We start from the raw sequence: 23912 nt of genomic DNA, 5'->3' as shown, positions 1-23912 counted from the left end.
CTCTGGAGAGAGTGCTGGGGCGTGCGGCCGCCGCTGGCGTTCTCTGATGAAGATGACCCTCGATGCGCCATTCCTCAACCAAACCACGATTTGATCACACGCGACGCAGGCGGGCCTGGATCTGCGGCAACGTTGTTTCCGGCTCGTCCGGCGGAAAGAACAGGAAATTGTTGATGTAGCCTGCAAAGTGTCGCCGCGGCACGCCGCCGCCAAAGCCGGCGATGTCCTCGGGACGTTGCATCGACCGGGCATCGAAGTGCTCGATCGGTTCCAGCGCTCGGCCGCGGATGAAGTCGCCGCGATAGTTCAACCGGCCCAGCATCCGGGTGATGCGACTGACCGCACCCGGGGACATCCGCTCCTCGATCTCGATCAGCAGCCGCGGGTGGCAGCGCTCGATCGCCTTGCGGGCACCGTCCAGGACCGCCTCCTCATGGCCCTCCACGTCGATCTTGATGAAGCCCACCGTACCGGAATAGACCGCATCGAAGGGCGCCATCGGCACCTCGATGCGCCGGCTTTCGGGATAGTCAGCCACTGCCCTGGGATTGAGGCTTGCAAGCCCGGTGACGACGCCGCCCGCGGCGATGGGAATCTGCAGCACCGCCGTGCCGCTGGTGTCCGACAGGGCCATACCGTGGACGGTGACACCCTTGGGGAACTTGGACGCCAGCAGGTCCGCCAGCCACGGCACCGGCTCGAAGGCATGGACGTGCCGCGAATAGCGCCGCATGAAATGGATGTAGCTGCCTTCGTTGGCGCCGATATCCACGGAATCCGCCTCCGGTCGGCAGAGAAGCCGCACGATTCCCAGCTCGACCTCGCCGAATCGCCGGAAGTATGAGGCCTCCCGCCACATCAGGATCGCGCGCGGACATACGCGGCGCAGCATCCGCTTCGCGCGCCGGGCCAGGGTTCGGTCGCTAGGATCGGCGATCGCGGACATGAGCCGGAGAGGCACGAGCCATCGCCGACCGATGAAGGGCAATGCCGGCCGAGACCTGAAGCGATCAAATTGTGACCATTGCCGGGATGAACCGGGGCCGCAAAAACAAAGACGGCGCGGCCTGCCCGGCCGCGCCGTCTTGTTTCGGCCTGCGCCGGCTAGCGGCGGAAGATGCGGATCGTGTCGGTGATCGTGCCGACGCCCTGCAGCACGTCGCGTGCCGACGGGCCCTGCTGCTGCGGCGGCTGTGGCTGCGGCGGCGGCGCGGCCGTGGCCGTCGGTTGCGGCGCCTGCGGCTGCGGCGCCGCCTGCTGCTGCTGGCGCAGCTTCTGCTGCTGCACCACCCAGTTGGTGTAGACCGTCTCGCTCTGGGTGATCAGCGCCTGGTACTGCTGGGCGTTGAGGAAACCTGACGCCGGCATGAAGTTGCGCGACGTCTGCCAGCGCGAGATGGCGTTGCGTGTGCCCGGGCCGAAGGCGCCGTCGATGCCGCGCGTGTCGAAGCCGATCAGCGTCAGCCGGCGCTGGATGGCGTTGCGGTCGCTGGCCGTCAGGCCGATCTGCAGCTCGGCGGCCTCCTCGGCGGAGCGGTTCTGGCTCTGGTCGACCGAGCGGCCGGGGTCGGCGGCGGCGGTGTTGGTCGGCGTGCCCGCCGGCTTGTTCTTCAGCGCCTCGAGCCGGTTGCGCGCCAGGCCCGCGAACTGGCCGTTGGGGTAGCGCTTGAGGTACTCCTGGTAGTCGGAGGCTTGGCCGCTCTTGTCGGCCGCCTGCCACATCGCCAGCTCCATCTGGCGGTCGTCGAAGCCGGTGGCGGCCGGCGGCGCGGCCGGGGCCGTCGCGGTGGCGGCCGGGCTCTGCGGCGTGCCGGCGGCCTCGCCCTGCTTGAGGTACAGCTCGCCGGTCAGCGAGGCGTTGGTCCAGGGGCGCTGGCGCTCGCCGGTGCTTTCGTAGACGTCCTTGGTGACGCGGCGCAGCATCAGGCCGATCTCGATGCCCGGCGCCTCGATGTGCTTGAGCAGCGCCGTGGTGAAGGGGCTGTGCTGGCCGTCGCCGTCCAGCGCCACCGAGCCGGGGTCGGTGGCAAAGGCAATGATGGTGCCGCCGGCGGTGCCGACCTCGGCCAGGCCCTGCTTCACGATGGTCGAGCGCGTCTTGCCCAGGCTGCGCGACAGCTCCTTCTCGAACGGATTGTCGCGGCAGGCGTCGAGCATGATGATCTTGACCTTGGTCTCGCGGTCCATCTGGCGCGAGATCAGGTCGATCTTGACGGCGTTGAAGTCGAGGTCGGCCTCGGAGCGGATCGCGGCATCGACCGGGATCAGGTAGTTCTCGCCGCTCACCTGCAGGCCGTGGCCGGCGTAGAAGAACATCGCCACGTCGGCGCCGACCAGCTTGTCGGCGAAGGCCCGCACCGTCTTGCGCATGTCGGCGTTGCTGAGGTCGAACCCCGAGACGACCTCGAAGCCGAGCCGCTCCAGCGCCGCAGCGATGGCACGCGCGTCGTTGGCGGGATTGGCCAGCGCCGCCGCCTGCTTGTAGGCGCCGTTGCCGATCACCAGCGCGACGCGGCGGTCGGCATGGGCAGCCGAAGCGATGAATGAGCCGAGCAGGGCCGCGACCAGCGCGACGATGCGAAACATGACAGCCTCCTGTGACGGGCGGTTCACTTTTAGAAAGTGAGTGAGCACTCGTCAACACAAAAAAGAACGCGATCTTGTTTTGTTCGACCGGCGGACAGCCAGACCAACGCGCAAAACCGCATTTTACAGCAAATAGACCCTTTCCGCAGCGGTCTATTCCATCCGCAAGGCTATCGGCCTGCCTCGGGTCACTTGAAATCGGTGCTGAAGCGGATGTTGCTCTTCTCCAGGCCCTTCAGCACCACCTCGACGCCGCCCGACTTGATCATCCATTCCAGGCGGTGATCGCGGTACTCGCGCTTGAACCTGCCCGACTCGATGACCTGGGCGACCTGAGCCAAGCTGGCCAGCGACGCCTTGGCCTCGCGCGCCGTCTCGGCCACCGACGGGCGCGCGTTGGCGCGCTCGAGCCAGTCCGACAGCGGCGAGCCGCGCGCCGGCGCGTTGCCGAAGCCGACGGCACCGTTGAGATAGGGCACGACCGACAGGTCGCCCCAGCCGAACGCCTCGCCGTTGAACCAGGGGCGATCGCCCAGGGCGCGCTCGAGCCAGGCCAGGAAGCCGGCCGTCTGCGCCGCGGCCCGGGCGAGAAGGGCGTCCGCCAGCGCGCCCTCGGCGCGCTTGAAGCGGTGGATCTCGCTCAGGCCCCAGTTGATGGCCTCGAACTGGGTATCCATCACGTCCTCGATCATGCGGACCCGGGGCCCGCTCGGCGGGGCTCGCGGGCAGCATCGCCGGCGACGGCCATGAGTCCTCAATGTATTCCAGGATCACGGTCGAATCGAAGATGCGCGTCTGGCCGTCGACCAGGGCCGGAACCTCGGCCCGCGGGTTGGCCTCGACGAACGCACCCGCCGCGGCGCCGGAACCGATCGCGTTGGGCGTCACGGCCTGAAAGGGGATGCCTTTCTCGCGCAGCGCGATCTTCACCTTCTGGACATAGGGCGAGAGCGGGTGTTCGTAGAGCGTGAGCATGTTTCCCTCTGGTCTGTAGATGGCGCGCCAGCCTCCATTATGGCCCTCGGGATCCGGCGCGCCACGGCCAGCTGGCCTATGCCCAACTTCGAGGCAGTTCCATTTTGTGGCACGGACAATGGTCGGCCGATGACCAGTCGATCGCCCAAGATTTAGGCGCTTGACCCGGTGCGGCGCGCTTGTGGGCGGGATCGCGGCGATCGTGCCCATTTTGTCATCCCCGACGCCTTCTGGGGGGCTGCGCGCTCTTTGACCACGCTTGGCCCGCCTCTTGCTTTCCTTCGGCTGCGCATAGGGGACGTGCGGCTCAGGGCGGGCCGGCGCCGGCGCCGAGAAGGGGGCATCGCATGGGAAGCTGGAAGACGTGGGCATCAGCCTCGGCCGTCGTGGCGGCCGTCGCGGGATGGGCGCTGGGCGCAACGGCTCAGCAACCGCCGATCAAGGTCGGCGTGCTGCACTCGCTGTCGGGCACGATGGCGATCTCGGAGACCACGCTCAAGGACACGGTCCTGATGATGGTCGACGACATCAACAAGAAGGGCGGGCTGCTGGGCCGCAAGGTCGAGGCTGTGGTGGTTGACCCGGCGTCGAACTGGCCGCTGTTCGCCGAGAAGGCGCGCGAATTGATCCAGAAGGAGAAGGTCGACGTGGTCTTCGGCTGCTGGACGTCGGTCAGCCGCAAGTCGGTGCTGCCGGTGTTCGAGGAGCTGAACGGGCTGCTGTTCTACCCGGTGCAGTACGAGGGCGAGGAAAGCTCGCGCAACATCTTCTACACCGGCGCGGCGCCCAACCAGCAGGCGATCCCGGCCGTCGAATACCTGATGTCCAAGGAAGGCGGTGAGGTGAAGCGCTGGGTGCTGGCCGGCACCGACTACGTCTACCCGCGCACGACCAACAAGATCCTGGAGGCCTTCCTGCTCGCCAAGGGCGTCGCCAAGGAAGACATCATGATCAACTACACGCCGTTCGGTCACGCCGACTGGCAGACCATCGTGGCCGACATCAAGAAGTTCGCGTCGGCCGGCAAGAAGACGGCCGTGGTCTCGACCATCAACGGCGACGCCAACGTGCCATTCTACAAGGAGCTGGCCAACGCCGGCATCAAGGCGTCCGACATCCCGGTCGTGGCGTTCTCGGTGGGCGAGGAGGAGCTCGCCGGCATCGACACCAGGAACCTGGTCGGCCATCTGGCGGCCTGGAACTACTTCCAGTCGGTGAAGGCGCCAGTCAACGATGCCTTCATCAAGCAGTGGAAGACGTTCATCAAGAACGACAAGCGCGTCACCAACGACCCGATGGAAGCCACCTATATCGGCTTCAAGATGTGGACGCAGGCGGTGCAGCAGGCCGGCACCACCAACATCGACGCCGTGCGCCAGGCGCTCTACGGCCAGCGCGTGGCGGCGCCGTCGGGCTTCGAGGCGGTGATGAACACCAACCACCACCTCAGCAAGCCGGTGCTGATCGGCGAGATCCAGGGCAACGGCCAGTTCGAGATCGTCTGGCAGACCAAGGGCCCGGTGAAGGCCGATGCCTGGTCGAAGTACATCCCCGAGAGCGCCAAGCTCACCGCCGACTGGACCTATCCCTGGGTCTGCGGCAACTGCGAGAAGCCGAAGTACTCACAGTAGGTGTTGGTCATTCCTCCCCAGCGAAGCTGCGGAGGTGCCCCGAAGGGGCGGAGGGGAGCCGACGTGGTCTCAATTGCCAAGATCTCGTCGTGTCCCCCTCCGGCCTTCGGCCACCTCCCCCAGCGAAGCTGGGGGAGGAAGAAGTCGGAGCCGTCATGTCGCGTCTGAAGGCTATAGCGGCGGCATTGCTGCTGCTGCTGTCCGCCGTCGCAGTGCCCGCCTACGCCCAGACATTCGAGGACTGGGTGCGCAAGCTGGCGGCCGACGATTTCGGCGACAAGCTGGAGGCGGCCGAAAAGCTCGGCGACCTGGGCGACGGCCGGGCCGTGCCGGCGCTCAAGGCGCTGTCCGACGGCGCGCTCTATGTCCGTAAATCAGACGGTGCCGCCCTGATCCAGGACGGCAGCCGCTATTTCGATGCCGCCAGCGGCAAGGGGCTGGGCGAGCTGCCGGCCGCCGATGTCGACAAGGTGCGCGTGAACAACCGCCTGCGGGGCGTGATCTCGGCCTCGCTCTCCAAGCTGTCGCTGTTCAGCGCCGATCGCGCCACCCGACTGGCGGCGGCCAAGCAGGCTTTCGCCAACCCGACGCCGCAGACCGCGGCGGCGCTGGACCGCGCGCTCAGGAGCGAGAAGGCCCCGGAGGTGCTGGCGGCCATCCGCTTCAGCCTGGCGGCAGCACAGGTGACCGCCGGCGAGGTCGCCGACCGGGTGAAGGCCATCGAGTCGCTGGCGGGCACGGCCGATCCGCAAGTGCGCAATCTGCTGGCGGCGGTGCTCGACACCAGGGACGCTCCGTCGGAGGTGCGGCAGGCGGCGCAAGCGGCGCTGACGTCGATCGAGCGCCGGCTGGCGATGGTCGGCATTCTCGAGAACGTGTTCCAGGGCATCAGCCTGGGCTCGGTGCTGCTGCTGGCCGCGGTCGGGCTCGCCATCACGTTCGGCGTGATGGGCGTCATCAACATGGCGCATGGCGAGATGATCATGCTGGGCGCCTACACCGCCTACAGCGTGCAGCTCGTCTGCCGCGCCCTGCTGCCCGCCGACCTGGTCGGCTACTATCTCGTGCTCTCGCTGCCTATCGCCTTCCTCGTCTCCGGCGCCGTGGGCGTGCTGCTGGAGCGCGGCGTGATCCGCTACCTCTACGGCCGGCCGCTGGAGACCATGCTGGCGACCTGGGGCATCAGCCTGGTGCTGCAGCAGGCGGTGCGCTCCATCTTCGACGCGCAGAACAAGGAAGTCGCCAATCCCGAGTGGATGACCGGCGGGTTCGACCTGATGGGCGGCTTCTTCGTCGCCTGGAACCGGCTCTACATCATCATCTTCTGCTTCCTGATGCTGGGCATCATCGCGCTCGTCCTGCGCCGCACCAGCTTCGGCCTGCACATGCGCGCCGTGACGCAGAACCGCGACATGGCGGCGGCGATGGGCATCCCCACGGCCCGCGTCGATGCGCTGACCTTCGGCCTGGGATCGGGGCTTGCCGGCATGGCCGGCGTGGCCCTGAGCCAGATCGGCAACGTCAGCCCCAATCTCGGCCAGATCTACATCGTCGACAGCTTCCTCGTGGTGGTGTTCGGCGGCGTCGGCAACCTGGTCGGCACGCTGGTGGCGTCGCTGTCGCTAGGCCTGATCAACAAGATCCTCGAGCCGTTCGCCGGCGCCGTGCTGGGCAAGGTGGCGGTGCTCGTGTTCATCATCCTCTTCATCCAGTGGCGCCCGCGCGGCCTGTTCGCGCTCAAGGGCCGCTTCGTGGAGCAATGACATGACGGGAGTGTGGCTTGCATTTTCCTCCCCAACGAAGTTGGGGAGGTGCCCCGAAGGGGCGGAGGGGAGCGTCCGCGGTCTCAGTAATAAAGACCACGTGGGCTCCCCATCCGCCCTTCGGGCACCTTCCCCACTTCGTGGGGAAGGGAGGAAACAATGACACGCCACAGCCTGCTGACGCCGCGCGGCTGGCTGGTGTTCCTGGCCGCAGGCTTCGTGCTGATCGTGCTGCTGCCGGCGGCCAACCGGCTGGCGGCGCCCGGCGGCTGGCTCTACCTGCCGGACTATCTGGTGCCGCTGATCGGCAAGTATTGCTGCTACGCCATGCTGGCGCTGGCGATGGACCTGATCTGGGGCTACGCCGGCATCCTCAGCCTGGGCCAAGGTGCCTTCTTCGCCCTGGGCGGCTACTGCATGGGCATGTATCTGATGCGCCAGATCGGCGATCGCGGCGTCTACAAGAATCCGGTGCTGCCCGATTTCATGGTGTTCCTGAACTGGAAGGAGCTGCCCTGGTACTGGCAGGGCTTCGACATGTTCTGGTTCGCCGCGCTCATGGTGGTGCTGGTGCCGGCGGCGCTGGCCTTCGTGCTGGGCTGGCTTGCCTTCCGCTCGCGCGTGACCGGCGTCTATCTCTCGATCATCACGCAGGCGATGACGTTCGCGCTGATGCTGGCCTTCTTCCGCAACAACATGGGCTTCGGCGGCAACAACGGCCTCACCGACTTCAAGGATCTTCTAGGCCTCCAGGTGCAGTCGCCCACGACCCGTGTCGGCCTGCTGATCGCCTCGGCGGTCGGGCTGGGCCTGTCGTTCCTGCTCTGCCGCTGGATCGTGGGCTCCAAGCTGGGCCGTGTCTGCCGGGCGCTGCGCGACGCCGAGAGCCGCGTGCGCTTCCTGGGCTACTCGCCCACCGGCGCCAAGCTGTTCGTGTTCGTGGTGGCGGCGATGATCTCGGGCATTGCCGGCGCGCTCTACGTGCCGCAGGTGGGCATCATCAATCCCGGCGAGTTCTCGCCCGCCAACTCGATCGAGATCGCGATCTGGGTCGCGGTCGGCGGCCGCGGCACGCTGGTGGGCGCGATCCTCGGCGCCTTCATCGTCAACGCCGCCAAGACCTGGCTGACCGGCGCCGCGCCCGAGGTGTGGCTGTTCTTCCTCGGCGCCCTGTTCATCGTCGTCACCCTGCTGCTGCCGCGCGGCGTGCTGGGCGTGATGCGCGACTGGCAGACGCGCCGTGCCGCGTCGCGCGCGACAGCCGTGGCTGCCAAGCCCGTGGAGGCGACATGAACGCCATCGCCCTGGCCGATCCGATCGCCGACACGGCGATGGGCGACACGCTGCTCTACCTGGAGGACGTCACCGTCAGCTTCGATGGCTTCAAGGCGTTGAATGCGCTGTCGCTGGCCATCGGCAAGGGCGAGATGCGCACCGTCATCGGGCCCAACGGCGCCGGTAAGACCACGATGATGGACGTGATCACCGGCAAGACCCGGCCCGACACCGGGCGCGTGCAGTTCGGCGATCGCATCGACCTGACCCGGCTCGACGAGGCTGCCGTGGCCAATCTCGGCATCGGGCGCAAGTTCCAGAAGCCGACCGTGTTCGAGAACCTCACGGTGTTCGAGAATCTCGAGCTGGCGCTGAAGACCAGCCGCGGCACCTTCGCCACCTTGATGGCCCGGCTCGACGGCACGGCGTTGCGCAAGATCGACGAGATGCTGGCGCTGATCGGGCTGGGCGGCCACAAGGCGCGGTCGGCCGGCGCGCTCAGCCACGGCCAGAAGCAATGGCTGGAGATCGGCATGCTGCTGCTGGCCGAGCCGCAATTGCTGCTGCTCGACGAGCCCGTCGCCGGCATGACCGACATCGAGACCGAGCAGACGGCGAAGCTGTTCAAGGAGCTGGCCGGCAGCCATACGCTGGTGGTGGTCGAGCATGACATGCAGTTCGTGCGCGAGCTGGGCGTGCGCGTCACCGTGCTGCACGAGGGCTCGGTGCTGGCCGAAGGCTCGCTCGATCACGTGCAGAAGAACCAGCGCGTCGTCGACGTGTATCTGGGGCGTTGAGCAGAAGTATTTCCTCCCCAGCTTTGCTGGGGAGGTGCCCCGAAGGGGCGGAGGGGAGCCGACGTGGTCCCAGTTACCAATACCACGTCGGCTCCCCCTCCGGCCTTCGGCCACCTCCCCCAACTGCGTTGGGGGAGGTTGAGGACCAACCATGCTGCGTGTCGAGAAGATCAACCTGTTTTACGGCGCCTCACATGCCTTGCGCGCAGTCAGCGTCGAGGCGGAAGTGGGCAAGGTCAGCTGCGTGCTGGGGCGCAACGGCGTGGGCAAGACCTCGCTGCTGCGGGCCATCTTCGGCCTGCAGGCGATCCGTGGCGGCAGGATCGTCTGGCAGGACCAGGACATCGCCGGGCTGAAGCCGCACGAGCGCGCCCGCCGCGGCCTGGCGCTGGTGCCGCAGGGGCGCGAGATCTTCCCGCGGCTGACCGTGCTGGAGAACCTGCAGACCGGCTTCGCGCCGCTGGCCAAGCCGCTGCGCCACATCCCGGACGAGATCTTCACGCTCTTCCCGGTGCTGCAGGACATGCTGCATCGCCGCGGCGGCGATCTCTCGGGCGGCCAGCAGCAGCAGCTGGCGATCGCCAGAGCGCTGGTGACGCGGCCCAAGCTGCTGGTGCTCGACGAGCCCACCGAGGGCATCCAGCCCTCGATCATCAAGGATATCGAGCGCGTGATCCGCATGCTGGCCGATCGTGGCGACATGGCCATCCTGCTGGTCGAGCAGTATCTCGACTTCGCCCAGGCGCTGGCCGATCACATCAGCGTCATGGACCGCGGCGAGGTCGTGCTGTCCGGGCCCGCCAAATCGCTGACGTCCGAGCAGGTGCGCAAGCACTTGATGGTGTAGGGCGGAAGCAGGCAATGAGGCCAGCACTGCTAAATGTGAAGATACCGCCAAACCAAGAGCCGCACCACCATCCACACAATGGGGGCGAGACTGAAAAATGAAATCGCCCCCACAATCAAGCGACCAACCCAATTCAGCCCGTAGCCTTTGATTGCAACGAACAAGGATACCGGGCCAACGAACCAACCAGATTGGATCGAGAGTACTATCCAGGCAAGCCCCAGATTTGAGGACATCATCCAAGCCCAATCGGGGCCGCTAAAGCAGTCGACTAACCAAGATAGAACTACATTAACATGCAACCTCCTGATTGTGCACAGTGTGGCGGAGCGGAATCCGCGACATCTTGTCTGTATCTCGCAGTTGCCGGCCGACCGCATCAGCGTCATGGCTCGCGGCGAGGTTGTGCTGTCCGGGCCCGCCAAGTCGCTGATGTCTGAGCAGGTGTGCAAGCACTTGATGGTAAGGCCGAGTTATCTCGGAAGCCCGCCTTCTCGAGCGGAGTTGGAGTCCGCGACGTCATGGGCTTTTGGACGCGATGCAAACCGCAGCCGCTGACCGAGGCACGGATGCGCGCAACAGCCTGAGTGCGTAGTCTCCTCCCGGGCGCTGGACAGCCGTTCGCAGCGGCCACGCGCGTTCGAAGGAGATGTGCAACATGGACAACCAAGCGTTCCGCGACTGGGTGGTGCGTGCCGCCGAGTGGGCTGCCGACTACCGCGCCACCCTGGCCGAACGGCCGGTGCGGGCCCAGACGAAGCCCGGTGCCGTTGCCGCGCAGCTGCCGCCGCGCGCGCCCGAGACGGCCGAACCGATGGCCGACATCTTCGCCGACTTCGAGCGTGTCGTGCTCCCCGGCATGACGCATTGGCAGCACCCGCGCTTCTTCGCCTACTTCCCCGCCAACGCCGCCCCTGTTTCGGTGATCGCCGAGATCCTGGTCTCGGCGATGGCCGCTCAATGCATGCTGTGGCAGACCTCACCGGCCGCCACCGAGATGGAAACGGTGGTGCTGCAGTGGCTGCGCGACGCGATCGGCCTGCCCGAGGGCTTCCACGGCGTCATCCAGGATTCGGCGTCGTCGGCAACGCTGGCCGCCATCCTCACCATGCGCGAGCGGGCGCTGGGGTTCGCCGGCAACAGGCAGGGCCTTGCCGCGCATGCCCGGGTGCGGATCTACGCCTCGCACGAGGTGCATTCCTCGATCGACAAGGCGGTGTGGATCGCCGGCATCGGCCAGGACAACCTGGTGCGGATTCCGACCAGGGGCCCGTCACGCGCCATGGATACCGAGGCGCTGGAATCCGCCATCGCCGCCGACCGTGCCGCGGGCCTGCTGCCGGCGGGCATCGTGGCCTGCGTGGGCGGCACGAGCGTCGGGGCGGCCGACGATGTGGCGGCCACGTCGGCCATCGCCCAGCGCTATGGCCTCTACCTCCATGTCGATGCCGCCTGGGCCGGCGCCGCCATGATCTGCCCCGAGTTCCGTGCGATGTGGCAGGGCATCGAGCAGGCCGACAGCCTGGTGCTCAATCCGCACAAGTGGCTGGGCGCGCAGTTCGACTGCTCGGCGCATTTCGTGCGCGATCCTGCCGCGCTGGTGCGCACCTTGGCGGTCGAGCCCGAGTTCCTGCGCACCTACGGCCGCGAGGGCATCGTCAACTACAGCGAATGGTCGATTCCGCTGGGCCGGCGCTTCCGTGCGCTGAAGCTGTGGTTCCTGCTGCGCGCGCACGGACTTGAGGGCCTGCGCGCCATGATCCGCGACCACGTGCGCTGGTCGCAGGCCCTGGCGCGGCGGCTCGCGGCGACGGCGGGGTTTGCACTGGTCACGGAGCCGGTGCTGTCGCTGTTCTCCTTCCGCCATGACCCCGGCGACGGGCGCGATCTCGATGCCCACAACCTCGCGCTGGTCGCGGCGATCAACGACGACGGACGTCTCTACCTGACCCAGACCCGGGTGGACGGCCGCGTCGCCATCCGCTTCCAGGTCGGCGCGATGACCACCAGCGAGGCCGACATCGACCTCGCCTTCGACGTCATCCGCGCGATCGCCGGTCGGTTGTCCTGAAGACCTATCCCCGCAGCACCGTGCCCGCCTTGGCCTCGGTGAGTCGTCCCTGCTCCCAGGTGATGGCGCCATTGACGAGCGTGTATTCGACGCCCTGCGATGGCATCACGATGCGCTTGGCGCCACCGGGAAGATCGTAGCGGCGCTCGCCATGGTTGGTCGAGCCGACGCGGGCGGGATCGAAGATCGCCACGTCGGCCGGCGCCTCCTTGGCGAGCCGTCCCCGGTCCTTCAGGCCGAACAGGTCGGCGGGATCCGACGTCAGCTTCCGCACGCCTTCTTCCAGGGTGATGGCTTCCTTTTCGCGCACCCAGGTGCCGAGCAGGTAGGTCGGATAGCCGGCATCGCACAACATGTCGACATGCGCGCCGCCGTCGCCCAGCGCCATCAGGATGGCGCGATTGTTCAGCAGCTCGCGCATGCGATCCTCACGCGTGTTCCAAGAGGCCATGGTCAGCTCGAGCTCGAGGTTGTCGGCCAGCACCGTGTCGAGGAAGGCATCGCCGCCGACCGTGCCCTGGCCGGCCGCTATCTGGGCGATCGACTTGTCCTCCAGATGCTTCAGCGCCGGATTGCGGACGGTATGCACCACGATGCGGCTCCAGTTGCTGAAGCCCATTGGCTTCTTGAGGTCCTCGCGGAACTGGTTGCGAAAGGCCGGATCGGCATAGACGGCCTTCTGCGCTTCCTTCGAGCTATCCGCGAACACCCGTTTCCACGATGGAAAGGCGGCGAAGGAGAAGGGATTGTCCATGTTGATTTCGCGGGTCAACGGCAGCGGCGAGGTCTGCGGACGCGCGCCCTTGGCGATCATGGGCGCGGCGCGGCGCAACGTGTCGCGCACGGCCTCGGGGATGTCGTCACGATCGAACAGGGCGATGAAGGTCACCGGCCGGCCGCTCTCGGTGAGCAGGAAATCCAGCAGCTCGCACTGGTCCTCCTCCAGCACGCCGACCTGGCGGGTGAGCGCGATCTCGATCGCGCCTTTGCCCCGCGTCTTCAGCGCATTGGCATAGGCCTTCAGCTCCTCGTGGCTGGCATTGCGGCAGGCCAGCGGCTTGCCCTGGAAGCCGATATGCTGGTTGAGCGTCGTGCTCGAGAAGCCCAGCGCGCCGGCGTCGATGGCCTCACCGATCAGGGCGGCGATCTTCGCCGTCTCCTCGGGGGTGGCGGCCCGCTCCAGCGACGCTTCGCCCATGACGTAGTGGCGGAAGGGTGTCAACGGCGCGATGAAGGCGAGGTTCAGCGACGGCGCGCGTCGCGCGGCCGAGTCCATGAACTGCGGGAACGTTTCCCAGTCCCAGGTGATGCCCTGGTGTAGCACGTCGAACGGGATGCCCTCGACATTGACCAGATCGCGCATGGCGATCTCGCGCGTCTCGGGCCTGCAGGGCGCGATGCCGACGCCGCAATTGCCCATCACCACGCTGGTCACCCCGTGCCACGACGAAGGAGTGACCGCGCCGTCCCAGCAGATCTGCGCGTCGTAGTGGGTGTGCGGATCGACGAAGCCCGGCGCCACGACCAGCCCGTGGGCATCGATGGTGCGTTTCGCGCCTTCCGTCACCTTGCCGATTTCAGCAACCTTGCCGGCCGCAATCGCGACATCCGCCTGGTAGCGCTTCGCGCCCGTGCCGTCGACCACGGTGCCGTTCTTGATCACGAGATCGTAGCTCATCGGCTCCTCCCGGGAAGCGGGTCAACGTACTACCGCCCGACCGCCCCGCCCATGCGATATCCGCAGACCGGACATGGCATTCGATCTATCCTTGCAGGACGCGACGGCCCTCTGCCGGTCTGGCAGCGCGCCACTGTATCGCGACCAGCTGCGGATTTTTCTGCACCCAGCGTAGAGCGTGTCTCAAGTCCAATGCTCCAAAAAGGGGAGGGGATTCATGATCACACGAACCATGGCTGCGCTGGTTTCGACAGCGCTCCTCGCCGGCTGCGGCGGGCCACGGCCGGCAGAGCAGCAGGGCGACGTCTGCCGCTCGATCGCCACGGAAGGCCGGGCGCCGTATCCCTGGCCGGATATCCTGCAGTCGGCGACGCCCCTGCGGGCCGTGCGCCAGGGTGATGCCGACCTGCTCGTGCGGCCCGAGAACCGCGGCTTCCGCGACAAGGTCAGTCGCCGCTATGCCGTGCCGACAGCCAAGCCGCTGGAAGTTCTCTCCGTCTCGGCCGGCGGCGCCTGGGGCGCCTTCTCGATCGGCTTTCTGGACGGCTGGGGCCACAACGCCGGCCCGGACCCGCGTCCCCGCTTCGACATCGTGACGGGCGTCAGCACCGGGTCGATGATCGCGCCGATCATCTTCCTGAACGACCAGGGCGACATCGAACGGCTGCGCGGCACCTACCGCACCCTGACCAACGACCAGGTCTTCACCAAGCGGTCGCTGCTCACGGCGCTGGCGAGCACGTCGTTGTACGACACCGCGCCACTGCGTCGCCGGGTCGAGAGCCTTCTCGATACCGGGATGGTGCTGCGCATCGCCCGGGAAAACGAGAAGAACCGCATGCTGGCCCTGCTGGTCGTGAATCTCGACAGCGGCGTGCCGGAGGTTTTCGACATCACGGAGATGGCATCCGACGCGACCAAAACCCTGGAGGAGCGGCGGCGTCGGATCATCGACGTCATGATGGCATCGGCGGCAATCCCGATCGCCTTTCCGCCGGTGTTCATCGACGGGAACATGTACGTGGACGGCGGCGCCCGGCGCCATGCCTTCATCGCGCGCGAGGTCATGGCGGCCGTGCAGGGCCAGCCACGCGAACCGCGGACATCGGGACTGGAGCGCTACAGCCTGTCCGCGGCCCATCGGCCGATCGACCTGGCCATCGTCGTCAGCGGCGACATGAGGGTGATGCGCGACTGTGTCGGCAAGAAGCGGCTGGACCTGCTGGCGATGGCCGGGCGCACCCAAGAGGTGGTCACCGACCAGCTTCTGCGCGACAGCGTCGAGCTGTTGCTGCTGCAGGTGGGCCAGTCCCGCGCCAATCGCGCCCGCTTCGTCGACGCGTCGGCGCTCGTTGCCTATCCGAAAAGCCGGGATGCCGATCTCCGCAGTGGCCTGTGCGCTGTGCCCGAGGGCGACGACGCCCTGTTCGACCCGACCTTCCAGGACTGCCTTGATCGCCAAGGCTACGCGGTAGGCCAGCGTGATCTCATCCCGTGGAAGATCCAGCTGCGGGAGTCCCGGATGGTGAGATCTCCACGCTCCTGAGGTCTCGATGCTTTGCCAGGAACGGCGAGCGCAGGCGGCCTGCCCGCACGCCGTCTCAGTAGTCGAGCCGTCCGCGCAGCTCGTCGAACGGCACCATGACGTGCGCGCGGAAGGCGGGCCGTTCCTGCAGCCGGCGATACCAGGCCACGACGTTGGGAACGTCGGGGCGTTCGATGTCGAGCTCGAAATAGCGGTAGAGCGCGGTGCCGGCGGGGATGTCGGCCAGCGACAGCCGGTCGCCGCCAAGGAACGGGCGGGTCGCGAGCACTGAATCGAGCAGGCGGAAATGCCGGCTGCAGCGGCCGATGCTCTTGCGGATGGCGGGCCAGTCGCGCTGCGCTTCGGGCGTGCGGTAGTAGCCCCAGAACACGCCGTTGAGGAAGTCGGGCTGCAGGGCCGTCTGCGACCAGTCCATCCAGCCGTCGATCGGCGCGCGCGCCGCCGGGTCGTCGGACCAGAAGCGATCCTGCCCGTAGCGGGCCGCGAGGTAGCGCAGGATCGCCTGCGACTCCCAGACGGCGAGATCGCCGTCCTGGAGCACCGGCACCCGTCCATGCAGGTTCAAGGCGCGGAACGACGGTTCGTCCAGCCGTCCGAAGCTGCCGCCAGCCGGGATGTGCTCATGGGCCAGCCCCAGCTCGCCTGCCAGCCACAGCACCTTCTGCACGTTGAACGAGCTGCGCCGTCCCCAGATCTTGATCATCGGCCGCCTCCTTGCCGGGAGCGCGCCACTCCAGTGGCGCACAGGCGCGCAGCGCCTGATCGTTGGCTGGGAAGGAGCCGGCCCGCCGGGCCGGTGCGCCACTGGAGTGGCGCGCTCCCGGCCACCATAGCGCCGCCTTTCGACACACGCTGCCCGGCGATAAGCTGTCACCTGTGCACAAAGCGCCGGCAGCTTCAACACGCCGGCGCGTGGAGGGCAATGCCATGGCCAAGCGGACGCGAATCATCAGCCCGGAGGTCGCGGAACCACCGCCGCAGCGCTGGTCCAACTGCCTGCGTGTCGGCGACATGGTGTTCGTGTCCGGCATGACCGCGCGTGTCGGCGAGAAGATCGAGGGTGCCGACGAGTACGAGCAGTCGAAGATCATCTTCGGCAAGATTCAGGATCTCGTCGAGGCGGCCGGCGGCCAGATCAACGATGTCGTGAAGGTCACGATCTTCCTGGTCGATATCCGCAACAACACCAAGGTCTGGAAGGCGCGCAGCGAGGTCTTCAGCGGCGATTTCCCGGCCAGCACCCTGGTCGAGATCCGGGCGCTGGCGACGCCCGACACCCTGGTCGAGATCGAGGCCATCGCCATGATCGGCTCCTCCAGCTGATGGCGGGCGCCGCCGGCAGGCCGCCGCCGGATAATGACCCGCATAGTGATACGTCAGGGCATCCCCGGCGTGACGCCCCGCCCGGGCGTGATGCACCATCGCCATTGCAATCATCGAGGCAGACATGAACGAGGTCGTGAAGGACAGCCGCCTGGCCGGCAGGGTGGCGATCGTCACTGGTGCGGGATCGCGCGCCGACGGCATCGGCAATGGCCGCGCTGCGGCGATCCTGATGGCCCGTGCCGGCGCCAAGGTGATGCTGCTGGATACGGTCAAGGAATGGGTCGACCGCACGGCCGAGATGATCACCATCGAGGGCGGCACATGCATGGCGCGCCTGGCCGATGTCACGGATCAGGCCGCCTGCGCGGCGGCGGTGGCAGCGACGATGGAAGCCTGGGGACGCCTCGACATCCTCCTGAACAATGTCGGCATCGGCGGCCCGCCGGGCACCGCGGTCGATGTCGACATCGCCGCCTGGGAGCAGGCGATGCGGGTCAATGTCACCTCGATGGTGCTGATGGCGAAATACGCCATCCCCGAGATGCGCAAGACAGGCGGCGGGTCGATCATCAATATCGCGTCGGTGGCCGGACTGCAGGGCGGGCATCCGCACCTGCTGTACCCGACCTCCAAGGGTGCCGTCGTGCAGATGACCCGGGCCATGGCCTCGCATCACGGCCGCGAAGGCATCCGCGTCAACTGCATCGCGCCGGGCATGGTCTACACGCCCATGGTCTATTCCCGCGGCATGACGCCGGCGCTGCGCGAGGCGCGCAAGCTGCGCTCGCTGCTGCAGGTCGAAGGCGAGGGCTGGGATGTCGGCCATGCCGCGCTCTACCTGGCCAGCGACGATGCCCGCTGGCTCACCGGCGTCATCCTGCCGGTCGACGCCGGCGCCACGGCGGGCCGCGCCGAATCGCCGTCGCCGCGGTGAACATCTTCATGCCTTCCCCGCTTGCGGGGAAGGTGGCCGAAGGCCGGATGGGGAGCCGACGTGGTACCTGGTTTTCGAGACCACGTCGGCTCCCCTCCGCCCCTTTGGGGCACCTCCCCACATTCGTGGGGAGGAAGGTATGATCCAACTCAAGAGGAAGCCCACGATGACTGCCACCGACTCGCCCATTCTCTACGAAACGCCGGCGCCGCACGTGGCGCGGCTGGTGCTGAACCGGCCCGACACCCGCAACGCGCAAGACACGGCGTTCCTGTATGCTTTCAACGACGCGCTCGACCGCGCGGCGCAGGACGACGAGATCAAGGTGATCATCGTCGCCGCCAACGGTCCGCACTTCTCGTCGGGCCACGACCTGCGCGAGTCGGACGGGCATGGCAACATGCGCAAGCATCGCACCGTCGAGACCTGGAGCGGCTTCGGCAAGCCCGGCGCCGAGGCGCAGTTCGCGCGCGAGAAGGAGATCTACATCGGCTTCTGCGAGCGCTGGCGCAACATCCCCAAGCCCACCATCGCTGCGGTGCAGGGCAAGGTGATCGCCGGCGGGCTGATGCTGATGTGGCCGTGCGACATCGTGATCGCGTCGGAGGATGCGCAGTTCCTCGACCAGACCGTAGCCATGGGCGTGGGCGGCGCCGAGTTCTTCATGCACCCCTGGGAGCTGGGCGTGCGCAAGGCCAAGGAGTTCCTGTTCACGGCCGACTGGCTCGACGCCAAGGATGCGCATCGGCTGGGCATGGTGAACCATGTCGTGCCGCGGCCGGAGCTCGACGCGTTCACCCTGGCGATGGCCGAGCGCATCGCCAAGAAGCCGCTGTTCGCGCTCAAGCTGGTGAAGGAGGCGGTCAACACGGCGCAGGACGCGCAGGGCCGCCGGCAGGCGATGCAGACAGCGTTCGCCTTGCATCACCTGGCGCACGCCCACAACGCCCTGGTGCACGGCACGCTGGTCGATCCCACCGGCCTGATGGGCCCGATGCAGACCAAGGCCAACGCCGCCAAGAAGGCCGCCGCGGAATAAGCTCCTCTCCCGCTGCGCGGGAGAGGAAGGGGCCCATCGTGCGCAGCACGATGGGAAGGTGAGGGGCCAAGGACGAGGCGCCGAGTGTGCAGGCCCTCACCCGCCAGGCGCTTCCGCGCCCGTCGACCTCTCCCGCTTGCGCTACAGGATTCACACATCCAGTCTCAGGAAGCTTGCGTCCCGAAAAATAGGACTGTCATCCCGAGCGCCAGCGAGGGATCCCCCGCGAAAGACGCACGGTGCGCCATTCGCGGGAGATCCCTCGCTGGCGCTCGGGATGACAGTGAAGATGTGTGAATGCCGCAGCCCGCTTGCGGGAGAGGTTATGATTTCACCGGATGTGCGCGGATTGCGTCTTCGTTGACGTCGGCGCCCCAGCCGGGGCGGGTCGGCACCAGCAGGTGGCCGTCCTCGATCACCGGTGGATGGGTGACGAGATCGTCCTTCCACGGCACGTCGTCGATGTCGATCTCCATGATGCGGAAATTGGGGATCGCGGCGCAGAAATGCGCGCTCATCAAGGTCGAGAGATGGCCGTAGAAATTGTGCGGCGCGCAGTTGATCTCGTAGGGGTCGGCCATGGCGGCGATCTTGACCGACTCGGTGAGCCCGTTCCACGGCACGTCGACGATCGCCACGTCCATCGACCGGTTCTCGAAGAAGGGCCAGAACTGCCGCCGCCCGAACAGCGATTCGCAGGAGGCGATGGGCATGCCGGCGCGGCTGCGGATATAAGCCAGCCCTTCGGGATCGTAGCTGTCGATCTCCAGCCAGAAGAGGTCGTAGGGCTCGACAGCGCGCGCGACCTTCACATAGCCCTCGGTTTTGAAATTGAAGTTCAGGTCGAGCAGGATGCCCATGTCGGGGCCGGCGCCCTGGCGGAACGCTGCCAGCTCGTCGCGGATCGCCGCCAGCAGGCGGGCATCGGTGTTCAGCTCGGGGAAGCCCGGGCCGCGCGTGAAGCCGGGCTGGTGCATGTAGGGCGGATTGGCGTCGAAGCGGAAGATGTTGGTCTTCAGCGCCGCAAAGCCGCGCTCGCGCACATGCCGTCCCAACTTCACCAGGTCGTCGAGCGAGCGCACGGGCTCGACGCCCATCTTTTCCGCCTGGTTCAGGCGATAGCTGCCGCAATGCGACCAGTAGAGCTGCAGCCGGTCGCGCACCGGGCCGCCGAACAGCGCGCAGACCGGCACGCCCAGGGCCTTGGCCTTGACGTCCAGCAGCGCGTTCTCGATGGCCGCGATCGCCTGGCTGTTCATGCCGCCCGGCGCCTGGCGCGTGATGGCGTAGAGCGTGGCGCTGATGCGCTCGACCGGCCGCGGATCCTGGCCGATCAGCCGCTCGCCCAGCTTGCGGATGATGCCGGTCAGGCCGTGGCTGCCGTAGCTCTCGTTGTACTCCGACCAGCCGACGAGCCCGTCATCGGTCGTGATCTTGAGGAACGAGAAGACACGCCAGCCGGCGTCGCAATGCAGGTTCTCGATGCGCGCGATCTTCATGGATTGGCTCCCAGGTCTTGGTCGCCTTCATGGTGAGCCCTGTCGAACCATGAAGGCCTCGCACGAACCGCGGGTGTGGACCCGCTTCATGGTTCGACAGGCTCACCATGAAGCGGTCGTTTTCACACCGGCCGGTCGCCGCGCAGCAGGGTGCGCAGCATGATGCGCGGCTCGCCCTGCGGGTAGTCGACGTCGACCCGGTGCATCAGGCAGCGATTGTCCCAGACGATGGCATCGCCCACCGTCCAGCGATGCCCGTGGTGGAAGCGCGGCGTCTCGGCGATGCCCTGCAGCTCATCCAGCAGCGCGTCGCTTTCGGGGCGCGGCATGTCGAGGATGCGATCGAGCCGGTTGAAGTTCAGGTACAGCGCCTTGCGTCCGGTCTCGGGGTGGGTGCGCACCAGGGGATGCACGACATCGGGTGTCTCCGCGATCTCCTGCGGCGTGCGCGGCGATGGCCGGTTGAGCGCCCGTGGCGTGTCATAGGCGTGCACCGCCTGGCGGCCGTCGATGCGCCGCTTGAGCGCTTCGGGCAGGGCATCGTAGACCGCGTGCATGTTGCAGAACCACGTCATGCCGCCGCTGCCGGGGATCTGGTGCGCATGCAGCACCGTCCCCTTGGCCGGGATCTGCATGTAGGAGTCGTCGGTGTGCCAGCGCTCGGCGCGGATCGCGGTCTTGTCGGTGCCGCCGTCGGGCTTCAGCGTGCTGTCCATGCGCGACACTTCCGGCAGCTCGCCGACGCGCTTGTAGCGCAGCAGCTGCGGCACGACCTCGCCGAAGATGGCCGACATGTCGCGCATCTGCGCCGCCGTCATCGGCGCGCCAGGCAGGACCAGGAGCTGGTGGTCGAGGAAGGCCTGGTTGAGCGCGGCGCGCAGCGATGGATCACACGGCTGCGTGCGGTCGAAGCCCTCGATGCGGGCGCCCAGCGCGCCGCCTGTGGGGACGATGCGGATGCGATCCGCCTGGACCATGGCCGTATCGGGCATGGGCGCCTCTCCCTTCGACAGATCTTCGCTGGCGCCACCCTAGCATGCGCCGGGCGATGCCTTCACGCGCCGGCTGCATGCTAACGTTGCTTCCTGCGCAGAGGGAGGATGCTATGGCGCTGCGGGGCAAGGGCATGCTGATCACCTTCACCGACGTGAAGCCGCGCGACGAGCGCGACTTCAACGAATGGTACAACCGCGAGCATATTGACGAGCGGGTCAACCTGCCGGGCTTCCGGCGTGCCCGCCGCTACGTGGCGGCCGACGGCCAGGCCGATCCGCGCTACATGGCCACCTATGAATGCGACACGGTGGGCGATCTCGCGACGCGGCGCTACCTGAAGCTGCTGGCCAACCAGACGCCGTGGACCCAGCGCGTCATGGCGCGCTTCACCAGGTTCCATCGGCTGACGTTGCGCATCCGCGCCGACCTGGCGCATGGCGTCGGCGGCGCGGTCACCTGCGTTCGCTTCGTGCCCGACCCGGCGATGGCGGGGCGGCTGGCCACCTGGCTGCGGCGGGTGGCGCTGCCGGCGGCAATCGAGCGGCCCGGGATGGTGGGCGGGTTCGCTGCATCGAATGAGCTGGATGTCGCCAATGCGCCGGCCCGCGCCCAGGGCGTCGACTACCCGCAGGCCAGCACGATCGAATGGGCCGTGGTGCTCGAGGGCGCCGCCGCCGCCACGGCGGCGGCGTCACGCGCCACGCTCTCCCGCCGCGCCCTGGCGCCGTTCGGCGTCACCGGCGCGCCGATCGTCGGGACCTACACGCTGCTGTTCGGGAATGAGCGGTAACACCTCTGCCCGCGCGAGCGCTACGGCGTGGACAGAGCTTTCCTCCCCACGCAGTGGGGAGGTGCCCCGAAGGGGCGGAGGGGAGCCGACGTGGTCTATGTAACTGAGATCACGTCGGCTCCCCCTCCGGCCTTCGGCCACCTCCCCCAACTGCGTTGGGGGAGGGGTCGCACGCTATAGCGCTCCCGCGGGAAGAGGAGGAAATCTCACTCCCCCGTGTAGTTCGGCTTGCGCTTCTCGACGAAGGCGGAGACCGCCTCCTGGCGATCCCTCATCATGTTGCTCAGCATCTCGTAGGCGATGGCCGCGTCGTTGACCTTGTTGGCGATGTCGCGCAGGGTCACGTTCACCGCCGTCTTGGTCCAGCGCACCGCCCAGCGCGGGTTGCCCTGGATCTTGCCGACGATCTCGTCGACCTTGGCGTCGAGCTGGTCGGCCGGCACCGCGTGGTTGATCAGCCCCATGGCGACGGCTTCCCGGGCCCGCATCATGTCGCCGGTCAGCAGCATCTCCTTGGCGCGGGCGAAGCCGATGAGCTGCGGCCACATCACCGCGCCGCCGTCGCCGGCCACCAGCCCCACCTTGACATGCGGGTCGCCGATCTGCGCCGTCTCGTCGGCGACGATGACGTCGCACAGCAGCGCCAGCGACGCGCCCAGCCCGGCCGCCGCGCCGTTGAGCCGGCAGACGATGGGCTTCTCCAGCTCCAGCAAGCCCATGATGATGCGCTTGGCTTCAGGCGCGATGCCGCGGAACTTGGTGGGATCGTCGATCATCTGCTGGAACCACGCCATGTCGCCGCCGGCGCAGAAGGCCGGGCCGGCGCCGGTCAGCACGATGATGTCGCTGTCGGGGTCGCGCTGCAGGTCCGCAAAGACGCGCGCCAGCTCCTCGTGCATGCGGGCATCGACACCGTTCATGCGGCTCTTGCCGGCGATGGTGACGCGCAGCACGCGGCCGCGGTACTCGAAGCGCAGCGTCTCGTAGTCATGGAATTGCATCGTCGTCTCCGGATGTTCTTGCTGTGACCATAGCACCGGCTTCTCGCCGCCCTTACGCGCCGGCTGCATGCTAACCTTGCTGCCGGCGCGGACGGCACCCTGAAACGCAACATGTGACGGAGCGAGCACTATGGCGGGCAAGACGCCCAGGAAGGCCGCTGCCGCAACCAGGAGCAAGGCCCCGGTGGATGCGAAGCCGGCCCTGCTCTCGGGCGGCAACCCCCAGATCGCGAAGGCCTATGGCGACGCGCCCGTGCAGGCCTATATCGCGGCCATGCCGGACTGGAAGAGCGGCGTCGGGCGGCGCCTCGATGCGCTCATCACGCGCGCCGTTCCCGGCGTGGGCAAGGCGGTCAAGTACAACACGCCACTCTATGGCATCGAGGAGGAACGCTGGTTCATCAGCTTCCACTGCTTCACGAAGTACGTGAAGGTCGCCTTCTTCCGCGGCGCGTCGCTCTCTCCCGTTCCGCCCGGCACGTCGAAGCACAAGGACGTGCGCTACCTCGACATCCACGAGGACGACGCGCTCGACGAGGCGCAATTCACCGACTGGGTGAAACAGGCCAGCCGGTTGCCCGGAGAGCGCTTGTGAGCCAGGACCCCGACCTGCTGCGCCGCCTGCTGCGCGCCAAGGACCGGATGGACGGCGCCTCGCACGAAGCGTGGCCCGTCCCACGGCTGGCGCGCGTGAGCGGCGTCTCCCAGGCGCATTTCGCGCGGTCATTCAAGGAGGCCTTCGGCATTCCGCCGCATCGCTACCTGCTCACGCGCCGGATCGAGCGGGCCACGGCGCTGCTGCGCGACACCGACCTGCCCATCACCGAGATCGCGTTCGAGACCGGCTGGAACAGCCTGGGAACGTTCGGGCGCACGTTCCACGACATCACCGGCCAAAGCCCGCAGGCGCTGCGGGCGCGCGCGAAGGCGACGCCCCACCAGCGCGAGCGGGTGCCGGGCTGCTACCTCAGCGCCGCCCACCGGCCCGGCCTCACAATCGCAGTTTCGGAGAAGCGGCGGCGGGAGGCGGACGCTAGCCCAACTTTCCCAACTGGAGGGCTGAAACGGCAATTTTGAGGTTGGAAAGTGTGAAAACGCGAATCATTTCAAGGGGTGTCGGTCGGCGAGCGGCTGTAGTGAAGACCAAGTGCCTTTTAT

General features: G+C 67.4%; 21 protein-coding genes and 1 pseudogene. 13 read left to right on the top strand and 9 right to left on the bottom strand.

Annotated features, from left to right (window positions below):
- Window positions 1-94 precede the first annotated feature (94 nt).
- From FHP25_RS29980 to FHP25_RS42030, 4 genes and pseudogenes are all read right to left on the bottom strand, one after another.
- Entirely contained in the window at window positions 95-772 is a 678-nt protein-coding gene (locus FHP25_RS29980) for an FkbM family methyltransferase (RefSeq protein ID WP_178133887.1), read from the bottom strand.
- Window positions 773-1104: 332 nt separating this feature from the next.
- On the bottom strand, window positions 1105-2586 hold the full coding sequence (locus FHP25_RS29975) for a caspase family protein (protein ID WP_147850667.1): 1482 nt from the start codon (window positions 2584-2586) through the stop codon (window positions 1105-1107).
- A gap of 188 nt (window positions 2587-2774) precedes the next feature.
- The gene (locus FHP25_RS41570; RefSeq protein ID WP_218578708.1) at window positions 2775-3263 is read right to left on the bottom strand and encodes a glutathione S-transferase family protein; all 489 of its coding nucleotides are present in this window, start codon (window positions 3261-3263) and stop codon (window positions 2775-2777) included.
- Window positions 3264-3393: 130 nt separating this feature from the next.
- Window positions 3394-3561, bottom strand: a pseudogene (locus tag FHP25_RS42030) (glutathione S-transferase family protein); the annotation flags it as partial.
- Window positions 3562-3908: 347 nt separating this feature from the next.
- Between FHP25_RS42030 and urtA the strand changes: the two are divergent.
- The 6 genes from urtA to FHP25_RS29940 all read left to right on the top strand — a co-directional run bounded on the left by urtA (window position 3909) and on the right by FHP25_RS29940 (window position 11945).
- A complete protein-coding gene (gene urtA / locus FHP25_RS29965) occupies window positions 3909-5192 on the top strand; it encodes an urea ABC transporter substrate-binding protein (RefSeq protein WP_147850666.1) in 1284 nt (427 codons plus the stop codon).
- A 155-nt stretch (window positions 5193-5347) separates the two neighbouring features.
- Window positions 5348-6955 carry an urea ABC transporter permease subunit UrtB gene (urtB, locus tag FHP25_RS29960; RefSeq protein WP_147850665.1) on the top strand — a complete coding sequence of 536 codons (1608 nt, stop codon included), beginning with the start codon at window positions 5348-5350 and terminating at the stop codon, window positions 6953-6955.
- Between the two features lie 159 nt (window positions 6956-7114).
- Complete coding sequence (urtC, locus tag FHP25_RS29955) at window positions 7115-8248, top strand: urea ABC transporter permease subunit UrtC (protein WP_147850664.1); 1134 nt, start codon at window positions 7115-7117, stop codon at window positions 8246-8248.
- Window positions 8245-9027 (top strand): urea ABC transporter ATP-binding protein UrtD, encoded by a 783-nt coding sequence (gene urtD, locus FHP25_RS29950; RefSeq protein ID WP_147850663.1) that lies wholly within the window; start codon window positions 8245-8247, stop codon window positions 9025-9027. Before urtC ends, urtD begins: the two co-directional genes overlap by 4 nt.
- A 151-nt stretch (window positions 9028-9178) precedes the next feature.
- Window positions 9179-9874, top strand: a complete 696-nt coding sequence (gene urtE, locus FHP25_RS29945) for an urea ABC transporter ATP-binding subunit UrtE (RefSeq protein WP_147850662.1) — start codon at window positions 9179-9181, stop codon at window positions 9872-9874.
- Between the two features lie 658 nt (window positions 9875-10532).
- Window positions 10533-11945 (top strand): pyridoxal phosphate-dependent decarboxylase family protein, encoded by a 1413-nt coding sequence (locus FHP25_RS29940; RefSeq protein WP_147850661.1) that lies wholly within the window; start codon window positions 10533-10535, stop codon window positions 11943-11945.
- A gap of 4 nt (window positions 11946-11949) precedes the next feature.
- Here FHP25_RS29940 and FHP25_RS29935 read toward each other — a convergent pair whose 3' ends face one another.
- Window positions 11950-13623 (bottom strand): N-acyl-D-amino-acid deacylase family protein, encoded by a 1674-nt coding sequence (locus tag FHP25_RS29935; protein WP_147850660.1) that lies wholly within the window; start codon window positions 13621-13623, stop codon window positions 11950-11952.
- A gap of 217 nt (window positions 13624-13840) precedes the next feature.
- Here FHP25_RS29935 and FHP25_RS29930 point away from each other — a divergent pair, with 217 nt between their 5' ends.
- Window positions 13841-15169 (top strand): patatin-like phospholipase family protein, encoded by a 1329-nt coding sequence (locus FHP25_RS29930; protein WP_147850659.1) that lies wholly within the window; start codon window positions 13841-13843, stop codon window positions 15167-15169.
- A gap of 55 nt (window positions 15170-15224) precedes the next feature.
- On the opposite strand, the gene FHP25_RS29925 is transcribed toward FHP25_RS29930, so the two are convergent.
- Window positions 15225-15872, bottom strand: coding sequence for a glutathione S-transferase family protein (locus tag FHP25_RS29925; protein ID WP_147850658.1), 648 nt, complete (start codon window positions 15870-15872; stop codon window positions 15225-15227).
- 224 nt (window positions 15873-16096) lie between these two features.
- Here FHP25_RS29925 and FHP25_RS29920 point away from each other — a divergent pair, with 224 nt between their 5' ends.
- The 3 genes from FHP25_RS29920 to FHP25_RS29910 all read left to right on the top strand — a co-directional run bounded on the left by FHP25_RS29920 (window position 16097) and on the right by FHP25_RS29910 (window position 18468).
- Entirely contained in the window at window positions 16097-16492 is a 396-nt protein-coding gene (locus tag FHP25_RS29920; protein WP_147850657.1) for a RidA family protein, read from the top strand.
- A gap of 124 nt (window positions 16493-16616) precedes the next feature.
- Complete coding sequence (locus FHP25_RS29915) at window positions 16617-17429, top strand: SDR family NAD(P)-dependent oxidoreductase (RefSeq protein WP_147850656.1); 813 nt, start codon at window positions 16617-16619, stop codon at window positions 17427-17429.
- A gap of 166 nt (window positions 17430-17595) precedes the next feature.
- Complete coding sequence (locus FHP25_RS29910; RefSeq protein WP_147850655.1) at window positions 17596-18468, top strand: enoyl-CoA hydratase; 873 nt, start codon at window positions 17596-17598, stop codon at window positions 18466-18468.
- A 323-nt stretch (window positions 18469-18791) separates the two neighbouring features.
- On the opposite strand, the gene FHP25_RS29905 is transcribed toward FHP25_RS29910, so the two are convergent.
- Together FHP25_RS29905 and FHP25_RS29900 are read right to left on the bottom strand one after the other, a co-directional pair.
- The gene (locus FHP25_RS29905) at window positions 18792-19967 is read right to left on the bottom strand and encodes a mandelate racemase/muconate lactonizing enzyme family protein (RefSeq protein WP_147850654.1); all 1176 of its coding nucleotides are present in this window, start codon (window positions 19965-19967) and stop codon (window positions 18792-18794) included.
- Between the two features lie 122 nt (window positions 19968-20089).
- The gene (locus FHP25_RS29900) at window positions 20090-20959 is read right to left on the bottom strand and encodes a TauD/TfdA dioxygenase family protein (protein WP_147850653.1); all 870 of its coding nucleotides are present in this window, start codon (window positions 20957-20959) and stop codon (window positions 20090-20092) included.
- Window positions 20960-21072: 113 nt separating this feature from the next.
- On the opposite strand from FHP25_RS29900, the gene FHP25_RS29895 reads away from it, so the two are divergent.
- Complete coding sequence (locus FHP25_RS29895; protein ID WP_147850652.1) at window positions 21073-21753, top strand: DUF4286 family protein; 681 nt, start codon at window positions 21073-21075, stop codon at window positions 21751-21753.
- 206 nt (window positions 21754-21959) lie between these two features.
- Here FHP25_RS29895 and FHP25_RS29890 read toward each other — a convergent pair whose 3' ends face one another.
- Entirely contained in the window at window positions 21960-22754 is a 795-nt protein-coding gene (locus FHP25_RS29890; protein ID WP_147850651.1) for an enoyl-CoA hydratase/isomerase family protein, read from the bottom strand.
- A 130-nt stretch (window positions 22755-22884) separates the two neighbouring features.
- Here FHP25_RS29890 and FHP25_RS29885 point away from each other — a divergent pair, with 130 nt between their 5' ends.
- Together FHP25_RS29885 and FHP25_RS29880 are read left to right on the top strand one after the other, a co-directional pair.
- Complete coding sequence (locus FHP25_RS29885; protein ID WP_147850650.1) at window positions 22885-23349, top strand: DUF1801 domain-containing protein; 465 nt, start codon at window positions 22885-22887, stop codon at window positions 23347-23349.
- Window positions 23350-23396: 47 nt separating this feature from the next.
- Window positions 23397-23831: a helix-turn-helix domain-containing protein gene (locus FHP25_RS29880; protein WP_147850710.1), complete on the top strand. Its 435-nt coding sequence runs from the start codon at window positions 23397-23399 to the stop codon at window positions 23829-23831.
- Window positions 23832-23912: the final 81 nt, after the last annotated feature.

Source organism: Vineibacter terrae (assembly GCF_008039615.1).
Taxonomy (GTDB): Bacteria; Pseudomonadota; Alphaproteobacteria; order Reyranellales; family Reyranellaceae; genus Vineibacter; species Vineibacter terrae.
The sequence above is the reverse complement of the archived record's forward strand: the minus strand, read 5'-3'. Positions and strand labels throughout refer to the sequence as shown.